Below are 8,764 nucleotides of genomic sequence, written 5' to 3'. Positions count from 1 at the left end.
CGTCGGCGGCGCGGGCCCGGTCCAGGCAGGCCTCGGCGCGGGCCTCGGACTCGGCGGCGTCGTCGGCGAGTTCGCGGACCTTCGCCTGCCAGCCGGCGCGCTCGCGCAGGCGGAAGGCCAGCCCGGCGAGGGCGTCGGCGGCGCGGCGGGCCCGCTGGGCGGCGTCCTGGCGCTCGTCGCGGACGCGGGCGGCATCGGCGGCGGCCTCGTCGGCCTCGGCGCGTACGGTACGGGCCTCCGTGAGCTCGGCGTCCGCCTCCTCGGCGAACGCGCGGGCGGCCTCCGCATGCTGCGCGAGCTCGGCGAGACGGCCCGGCGGGCAGCCGGTGCGCCAGGAGGCGAGGCGGGCGGCGAGTTCGCGGTCTCCGGCGAGGCGGGCGGCCAGGTCCCGGATCTCGGTGTCGCGGGCGGTGGCGCGGGTGCGCAGGGCCTGGCGCTCCTCGTCGGCGGCGTGCTCGTCGTGCATCGCCGGGTTCGGCGGTACGAGGAAGACCCCGGTGTCCGTGCCCACGTCGTGGGCGGGCGGAACGGGCGCCAGTAGGGCGGCGGCCGTGCCGACGGCGACGGTGGAGCGGGGCAGCAGGGCGGCCGCGGAGAGCACCTCGCGGGCCCGGGCGTGGGTGTCGGGGTCGGTGATGACCACGCCGTCGACGAGCTCGGGGCGGGCCGCGAGGACGGCCGCGTGGTCGGCCGGGTCCACGGACTGGGCGAGGTAGCGCCAGCCGGGCAGGGCCGGGATGCCGTGTTCGCCGAGGTACTCGACGGTGGCGAGGACGTCGGGGCCGGGCGGCAGCAGGCCGCCGTCGCCGAGCGCGCCGAGGATGCGGGCGTCGTCGGCGGCGGCGGTGCGCAGCTCGAACAGCTGCCGCTCGGCCGCCCCGACGCCGCGGGTGAGCATCTCGCGCAGCTCGTCGGCGTTCCGGTCGAGGTCCGCGACGGTGAGCCCGCCGCCCGCGCCGGTGCGGGGGCCGGCCGGGTCGTGCGCCGATGCGGGGGCGTCCGCGGACGCGGACGGGCCGGTCGAGGCGGACGGGCCCGCGGGTGTCCCCGGTTCCGTCGGGGTACCCGTACGCGGGTGGGGAAGGAAGGTTTCGGGGACCGGCGGGAGGCCCAGCAGCTCGGCCAGTCGGGGGGAGGCGGCCAGGGAGGCGGCCGCCCGGTGCTCGGCGTCGTGCGCGGCCCCGGCCGCGTCGGCGGCGTCCGCCGCGCGGGCGGCGGTGAGTTCGGCGCGGGACTCCGCGGCGGCGGCCTCGCGGGCGGCGTCGGCGGTGGCGCGGGCGGCCTCGCGGGCCTCGTCCCAGGCGGCGACGGTGGTCTTCTCGGCGTCACTCGCGGCCAGGGCCGCCCGCGCCGGGTCCGCGTCGGGCGCCGAGTCGTCGAGCCAGCCGGCCCGTACGGCCTCGGCGGTCTCCTGCTGGACCTCCGCGAGCCGGGCCCGCAGGTGCTCGGCCTCGCTGCGGGCCCGCTGGGCCCCCGTCGCGGCGGCGGTGGCGTCGCGGTGCGCGGACTCGCCCGCCTCCTGGAGGGCGGCGGACCGCTCCTCCTCCTCGTTGGCGACGCGCTCCCCGTTCTCGGCGGCCGTGTGCAGGGCCCGTACGAGCGCGGCGGCGGCCGTCGCGCGGGCGGCGAGCGCCGGGGCGGCGTCCCGCTCGGCCTCCAGGATCGCGGCGGCGACCCGGGCGGAGCGGTCGGACGCGGCGCGGTGGCGCAGGACGATCTCGGCGGCCTGCCACGCGGAGTGCAGGGTGCGGGCTTCGAGGAGCTCGCGGCGCTGGGCGGCGGCGGCCTTGTCCGCGACGGTCAGCGCCAGCGAGGCGTGCCGGTAGGCGAGTTCGGCGGAGACGGCGGCGCTGCGGGTCCGCGCGGACTCGGCGGTGGTGACCGCGTGGGCGGCGCCGGTGACCCGCTGGGCGAGATCCGCGGCGCGGCCGCGCTCCTCGGCGGCGCGGGCCGACAGCCGCCGGGCGAGGGTGCGGGTACGGCGCTCGGCGCCCGCGTGGACGTCGCGGAGCCGGGAGCGGGTTTCGGCCGCCTCGACGATCTTGGTGAGCAGGTCCACCGAGCCGGCCGTGAAGTCCCGTTCGGCCATCAGCTCGGCACGGCGGCCGAGCTTGTTGCCGAAGCCGTGGACCAGGTCGGCGAGGCCGTCGGTGTCACGGGTGTCGGTGACGGCACGCAGCAGCAGGTCGGTGAAGTCGGAGTCCTTCTTGACCGCGAAGAGGCCGGCGGCCTCGCCCTCGTCGGCGTTCATCTCACGCTGGTAGCGGAAGAGTTCGGGGTCGAGGCCGAGCTCGGTGAGGTGCTCGTTCCAGCGGTCGTGGATCTCCTCGAAGTACACCTCCAGGTGCGGGTACGCCTTGCCGGCCTCGGTGAGGGCGTCACGGAAGCCCTTCATCGTGCGGCGCCGGCCCCGGGCGCCGGAGGCGCCTTCGACGGGCGGGCGGACGGTGGTGGCCTCGGCGACGGGGAGGTTGTCCAGGCTCAGTCCCGGGCCGGGGCGGAAGGAGTACCAGGCCTCGGCGAACTTGCGCGGGTCGTTGGAGACCTGGCGGCCGCGCCATTCGCTGACCTTGCCGACGACGACGCACTCGCCGGTCTGGGTGTGCTGCCACTCCAGGGCCACGTGGCCGCAGTCGTCTGCGAGCAGGAACTTGCGCAGGACGCCGGAGCTGGCACCGCCGAGGGTGTTGCGGTGGCCGGGGAGCATCACCGAAAAGATCAGCTTCAGCAGGACGGACTTGCCTCCGCCGTTCTCCAGGAAGAGCACGCCGGCGGGCGCCGGGCGGCGCGGCGGGCCCGTGGGCTCGTCCTCGAAGAACTCCGCCTGCGCGGGCGCCGGGTGGGGCACCGGCTCGCCGACTCCGCGCAGGTCGAGCACGGTGTCGGCGTAGCGCGCACCGGCGGGCCCGATGGAGTAGAGGCGGATCCGGGACAGCTCGTACATGGCGGCGGACTCTCGTGAATTCTCGGTACGGAGGGGTACGGAGGGCAGGTCGGGCGGCGGGACTCAGGCGTGGAAGGGCAGGCCGGCGTCGGCGGCGAGCTCCAGGTCGTCGCCCTCGGGCGGCGGCAGGAGGCTGGCGGAGCCGTCGCTGACGGGGACCACGCCGAGTTCCAGGAGCTCGGCCATGGCCGCGCTGCCCGCCATGTCGCGGACCTGGAGCTGGTAGCGGGGGGTGGTGCGGTACGTACCGCCGGCGTCGTCGCCGGTGCGCTGCAGGAAGCCGGAGTCCGTGAGGAAGGCGGCGGCCTTGCCGACGATGCCGGTGGTGGAGCCGGCCAGGCGGCGGGCGTCCTTGGTGGCGCCGGTGGCGCTGCGGCGGGCGTAGACCCGCCAGGCGGCTTCGAGGCCGGGGGCGTCGGTGGCCGGGTCGGTGTTCTCGCCGAGCTCCTCGGCCCGCTCCTCCAGGCGGCGGCAGGTCTGCCGGACGAAGGCGTCGACCCCGTTGACGGTGATCCGGCCGATGTAGCCGTCGTCGGCGAGGTCCTCGGGGCGGGGGTAGGCGAGGGCGGCGACGGCGAGGTGGGCCAGGCCGTGCAGGAACCGGTCGGCGGAGTCGGCGGTCGTACGGCGGGCGTAGTCGCCCATCCGGACGGCGAACACGGAGTCCTCGCCGGCGGCGACGGCCATGCCGGCGCGCGGGGACACCTCCAGGACGACGAGGCCGAGGCCGGTGGCGACGGCGTCGGCGAGACGGCCGAAGGCCGGCTCTTCCCGGTAGCGGCGCAGCAGTTCGGCGTACTCGGCGTCGCGGGCCGGGAGCAGCTTGGGCTGGAGCCCGAACGCGACGAGCCGGGCCGCGTCCGCGGCGTCGGCGGGCGTGACGGCCCCTGCGGGGGTCTGCGCGGCGGGGGCGGGCGCGACGGGGGCGGGCGCGACGGGGGCCGACGGGGCGTCGGCCTCGCTCCACGCGGGGTGTTCGGCGTGGTGGTCGCTCACGGGTACTGCCTCTCGTGGTGTGCGGTGGTTGCGGTGGCGGGCGGGTTCACTCCCCCGCCCCGCCCCTTCCCGCTGTGCTGGATCATGCGGCCGGGCCGCGCGGCGTGGGCGGGCTCCCGGGCCCGGGCGGGGCTCATGCCGCCTCCGTGCGGTCCGCGGTCATCGCGGCCGCGTCCAGGAGGGCCGTGCCGACGATCAGGTCCGCGCCGCCGAACTCCGGGTCTTCGAGCTGTGTGCCGTCGTCCACGGCGAAGAGCAGCCGCTCCTCGCCCTGGCGGTACGCCGTGCCGACGGCCGGGCTCGCCGCGTGGACGGCCAGCAGGGCCACCAGGTACGGCAGGTCGGGGTCGCTGCGCCGGGCCTCGGCGAGCAGGCCCGACAGGCGGCGCGGGGCGTCGTGCGGCAGGTCCAGGAGCTCCATCGCGGCGGCGAGCTGCTCCTCGCTGAACCGGCTGTCGTCCGGGGTCGCGATGAGGTCCGGCTCCGGCATCTCCGCGCCGAGGTGTTCGCGCTCCACCGGGGGTGTCAGCAGTATCTCGACCAGGTCGGCCACGCGTACCGAGACCGGGTTGCGCAGTCCGACCGCCGCGGCGAAGAAGGCGTCCGTGACCCGGGAGGCCTGGGCGAGCGGCAGCGGCAGCACGGGCGCCACGAGCTGCCCGTACAGGTCGATCCCGGAGCGCGGCGCGGGGGCCGCGAAGGCCTGCCGGTCCTGCTCGGCGCGGAACAGCGGACCCGCGTCCAGCAGCCTCGACTGGAGCTGGGTGTGGCGGCGGATGCAGTCCTTGACGATGTCGACGAGCTCGGCGGCGCGCCGCTTGTTGTCGGGCTCCTCGGCCTCGTCGCGGGCCCGGCGGATGTTGGTCAGGATCGCGTTCTCGTGCCGGTAGCGGTCGGCGACGTGGTCGAGGGCCTCTTCGATCATGTCCGGCACGGACTGGAGCCAGTCCACCGCCCGGACGTTGCGCCGGGTCGCGTCCAGCGTGCGGCGCAGGGTCTCCGCGTACTGCACCGTGCGGTACCGGGCCTGCTCGGCGGCGAGCTGGGCGTCGGCCAGTCTGCCGCGGCTGATCAGGACCTCCAGCTTCACCTCGGCGGCGATCTGCGCGCTGGTGACGTCCGTGTCGAGGGCGCCGACCAGTACGTTGACGGCTTCGTCCGTCGTACGGAGGTAGACCGCCCCGCCGTAGCCGGGGACCTCTTCGATCAGCTTGAAGTCGTAGTCCCGGCGGACGTACACCCCGTCCGGGCCGAAGGTGCCGTAGATCGCGCGGAAGCCCCGGTCGACGCTGCCGACGTTGATCAGGTTCTCCAGCACCCAGCGGGCCACCCGCTCGTGCTCGGCCGCCGGTCGCTCCGGTGCCTGCGCGGCGACGCGCGGCAGCAGCCGGGCCACTATCTGCTCGTGGTCCGCGCCGGTGTCGAAGTCCATGTTGAGCGTGACCAGGTCGATCGCGGCGAGCGCGACCTCCGCCATCGCGTAGATCCCGTACTCGCCGGCGAGATTGGCCTTGCGTACGTCGAGGTCGTGCAGCGGGGCGGTGCAGGCGAGCGCGCGCAGCCGCCGGGCCAGGCCCTCGTCGGCGGCCGGGCCCGGCGCCGGGGACGGAAGGGGCTTCGCCGGGGCGGGGAGAGTCACGGACAAAGACTAGGCGCTGACACGGACAACATCCCAAACGGCAGGGTTCGGCCGGATCGGTCCCGGCGGGCGCCGCCGGTTCCGCCGGTTCCGCCGGTTCCGCCGGACGCGCCCTGTTGCGCGCCGCCACGTCTACGCTCACGGCATGGCTTCCATGATCACACCTTTGATCGACCTCAACGCCGATCTGGGCGAGGGCTTCGGGCGCTGGACCCTGACCGACGACGAGGCCCTGCTGTCCGTGGTCACGAGCGCCAACGTGGCCTGCGGCTTCCACGCCGGGGACCCGTCCATCATGCGGCGGGTCTGCGAGCTGGCCGCGGAGCGGGGCGTACGGATCGGCGCGCAGGTCTCGTACCGGGATCTGGCGGGCTTCGGGCGGCGCTCGATGGACGTGCCGGCGGGCGAGCTGGCCGACGAGGTGGCGTACCAGATCGGGGCGCTGGAGGTATTCGCCCGGGCGGCAGGGTCCAAGGTGTCGTACGTGAAACCGCACGGTGCGCTCTACAACCGCACGGTCCACGACGCCGACCAGGCGGGCGCGGTGATCTCCGGCGTCCGGCTGGCGGTCGGGGCCGACGGCCTGCCCGTCCTGGGCCTGCCGGGTTCGCTGCTGCTGTCCGCCGCCGAGGAGGTGGGGCTCACGGCCGTGCCGGAGGCCTTCGCCGACCGGGCGTACACACCGGCCGGGACGCTGGTGCCGCGCGGCGAGCCGGGGGCGGTGCTGCACGATCCGGACGCCGTGGTCGCCCGGGCGGTCGGGATGGCCACCGGGGGCGCGGTGACGGCCGCCGACGGCTCCCCGGTGGCGCTGCGGGCGCGCTCGCTGTGCCTCCACGGGGACACCCCGGGGGCGGCCGGGCTCGCGCTGCGCGTCCGCGAGGCGCTGGGCACCGCCGGGGTCCGGGTGGAGGCCTTCGCGTGAGGCCGCTGGTGGTGGGCGGCGAGGCGCTGCTGATCGAGCTGGGCTCGGCGGCGCAGGTCGCGGCGCTCCACGCGGAGCTGCTGCGGAGGCGGGACACGGGCGAGCTGGGCGCCGTACGGGACCTCGTGCCGGCCGCGCGGACCGTGCTGCTGGACGGTGTCCGCGAGCCCGGCGCGCTGGCGGAGCGGATCGCGCGCTGGGAGGTGCCGCCGCTCGCGGAGGCCGAGGGGCCCCTGGTCACCGTCCCGGTGCGGTACGACGGGCCGGACCTGGCGGAGGTGGCCCGGCTGTGGGGGGTCGCGGAGCGGGACGTGGCCCGGATCGTGGGGGAAACCGTGTTCCGGGTGGCCTTCTGCGGGTTCGCGCCGGGATTCGGCTACCTGACCGGGCTGCCGGAGCGCTTCCACCCGCCCCGGCGGGCCACGCCCCGTACGGCCGTCCCGGCGGGCTCGCTGGCCCTGGCCGGCGAGTACGCGGGGGTGTACCCGCGCTCCTCCCCCGGCGGCTGGCAGCTGGTGGGGACGACGGACGCGGTGCTGTGGGATCCGGAGCGGGAGCCGGCGGCGCTGTTCGCGCCGGGGGTACGGGTGCGGTTCGAGGAGGTGGCGGGGTGAGCGGCGCCGCGCTGCGGGTGCTCCGGGCGGGGGCGCTGACGACCGTCCAGGACCTGGGGCGGCCCGGATACGCGCACCTGGGGGTGCCGAGGTCGGGCGCGCTGGACGCGGGGGCGCACGCGCTGGCCAACCGCCTGCTGGGCAACCGGCCGGACGCGGCCGCCCTGGAGACCACCCTGGACGGGGTCGGCCTGCGCGCGCTGGCCCCGCTGACCGTGGCGGTCACGGGCGCGCCGTGTGCCGTACGGGTGTCGGGTCGCGCGGTGGCCTGGGGAGCGCCGGTACGGCTTCGGGCCGGGGCGGAGCTGGAGGTGGGCCGGGCGGAGTCGGGGGTGCGCGCCTACGTCGCGGTGCGGGGAGGGCTCTGCGTACCGCCGGTCCTGGGCAGCCGCTCGACGGACCTGCTGTCTGGGCTGGGCCCGCCCGTCCTGTCGGCCGGGACGGTGCTGCCGGTGGGCCCGGCCGGTCCGGATCCGGTCCGCGGGGTCGATGTGCCGGCCCTGCCGGGGATGCAGGGCGAGCTGGTGCTGCCGCTGCGGCCGGGGCCGCGGGCGGACTGGTTCGAGCCGGCTTCGATCGCGGCCCTGTGGCGTGCGCGGTTCCGGGTCTCGCCGGCGTCGAACCGCATCGGCCTGCGCACCGAGGCCGGGGCCCGGCTGATCCGCGCCCGCGGCGGTGAACTCCCGAGCGAGGGCATGGTCCTGGGGGCGGTCCAGGTCCCCCCGGACGGCCTCCCGGTGGTCTTCCTGGCCGACCACCCGGTGACGGGCGGCTACCCGGTGGTCGGCGTGGTCCCCGCGGGCCCGGCCCTCGACGCGGCGGCCCAGGCCCGGCCGGGGGTGCCGGTGAGGTTCGTGAGGGCCCGATGAGACGTCTGCGGGGGCTGCGGCCAAGTACCGGGTGAGGAAGCGCCCGACCGGGTCCCCGGCACAGGGGAGGAACCGGGTGCACAGCCCACGCCAGGAGACCGGACCGCCGGATCTCACCACGCCCGAGGGGTTCGGCGCGTTCTACGAGGAACACGTCGACGCCGTCCTCGGCTTCGTCACCCGCCGGGTCTCCGACGCCCGTCTGCCGGCGGACCTGGCGGCGGACATCTTCCTCCCCGCGATGGGATCGGCCAAGGGGTGCCGGCGCCGCAGGCGAGTGCCGGTCGCCTGGCCGTTCGGCATCGCCCGCAACGTACTGGCGGGCCACGCCCGCGGCCGGGTCAGGGAGAGCGGCGCCCTGGCCCGGCTCAGCGGCCGCAGGCTCCTCGACGACGAGGACTTGGCCGCGCTGGAGGAGCGGATCGGGTACGGCATCCCGCTCGCCGTGGGCCTGGCGACCGCCGCCGTGCTCGGGCTGGTGGCCCTTCCGGGCGGGGGCGGCGGGGGCCCGCGACCCGCGGGCACGTCCTCCGCGACCGAACCGGTGGTGCAGGGCGACGGCACGATCGTGGTCACCTGGCCCTCGTACGCGGACGGGCCCGAGACCGTGGACGGGCTCCGGGCGCTCGGAGTCCGCGTCGCGATGGTCCAGCGCAAACCCCCCGCGTCGACGGGGTCTCGGTCGGCGTGATCGCGACGGAGAAAGTGCCCCTCGCGCGCGATCGACTCCGGGCCGGGCGGCCCTCCTCGCCCGGCGCGCCGCCCGGACGGCCGTGA

General features: G+C 76.9%; 7 protein-coding genes and 1 pseudogene. 4 read left to right on the top strand and 4 right to left on the bottom strand.

Going from position 1 to position 8,764, the window contains the following annotated elements; genetic code table 11:
* The 4 genes and pseudogenes from K7B10_RS32385 to K7B10_RS32370 all read right to left on the bottom strand — a co-directional run.
* Positions 1-2,944: pseudogene (locus tag K7B10_RS32385) on the bottom strand (hypothetical protein); the annotation flags it as partial.
* A gap of 63 nt (positions 2,945-3,007) precedes the next feature.
* The gene (locus K7B10_RS32380; protein ID WP_229341975.1) at positions 3,008-3,940 is read right to left on the bottom strand and encodes a hypothetical protein; all 933 of its coding nucleotides are present in this window, start codon (positions 3,938-3,940) and stop codon (positions 3,008-3,010) included.
* Entirely contained in the window at positions 3,937-4,077 is a 141-nt protein-coding gene (locus K7B10_RS32375; RefSeq protein WP_229341972.1) for a hypothetical protein, read from the bottom strand. Before K7B10_RS32375 ends, K7B10_RS32380 begins: the two co-directional genes overlap by 4 nt.
* A complete protein-coding gene (locus K7B10_RS32370) occupies positions 4,074-5,579 on the bottom strand; it encodes a hypothetical protein (protein WP_229341969.1) in 1,506 nt (501 codons plus the stop codon). The genes K7B10_RS32375 and K7B10_RS32370 overlap by 4 nt, the downstream gene beginning before the upstream one ends.
* A gap of 166 nt (positions 5,580-5,745) precedes the next feature.
* On the opposite strand from K7B10_RS32370, the gene K7B10_RS32365 reads away from it, so the two are divergent.
* The 4 genes from K7B10_RS32365 (at position 5,746) to K7B10_RS32350 (ending at position 8,678) form a co-directional block, all read left to right on the top strand.
* Entirely contained in the window at positions 5,746-6,504 is a 759-nt protein-coding gene (locus K7B10_RS32365) for a LamB/YcsF family protein (protein ID WP_229345572.1), read from the top strand.
* Positions 6,501-7,118 (top strand): 5-oxoprolinase subunit B family protein, encoded by a 618-nt coding sequence (locus K7B10_RS32360; protein WP_229341951.1) that lies wholly within the window; start codon positions 6,501-6,503, stop codon positions 7,116-7,118. The genes K7B10_RS32365 and K7B10_RS32360 overlap by 4 nt, the downstream gene beginning before the upstream one ends.
* A complete protein-coding gene (locus K7B10_RS32355) occupies positions 7,115-7,987 on the top strand; it encodes a 5-oxoprolinase subunit C family protein (RefSeq protein ID WP_229341948.1) in 873 nt (290 codons plus the stop codon). Before K7B10_RS32360 ends, K7B10_RS32355 begins: the two co-directional genes overlap by 4 nt.
* 76 nt (positions 7,988-8,063) lie before the next feature.
* The gene (locus tag K7B10_RS32350) at positions 8,064-8,678 is read left to right on the top strand and encodes an RNA polymerase sigma factor (protein ID WP_229341945.1); all 615 of its coding nucleotides are present in this window, start codon (positions 8,064-8,066) and stop codon (positions 8,676-8,678) included.
* The last annotated feature ends 86 nt before the right edge of the window (positions 8,679-8,764 follow it).

Source organism: Streptomyces flavotricini (assembly GCF_020639365.1).
Classification (GTDB): Bacteria; Actinomycetota; Actinomycetes; order Streptomycetales; family Streptomycetaceae; genus Streptomyces; species Streptomyces flavotricini.
Note: the sequence above shows the minus strand (reverse complement) of the source record. Positions and strands in the feature narration are given on the sequence as shown.

Excerpts from the sequence above, each read along its gene's own strand:
- K7B10_RS32375 (WP_229341972.1), bottom strand. The coding sequence starts at position 4,077 with ATGAGCCCCGCCCGGGCCCGGGAGCCCGCCCACGCCGCGCGGCCCGGC.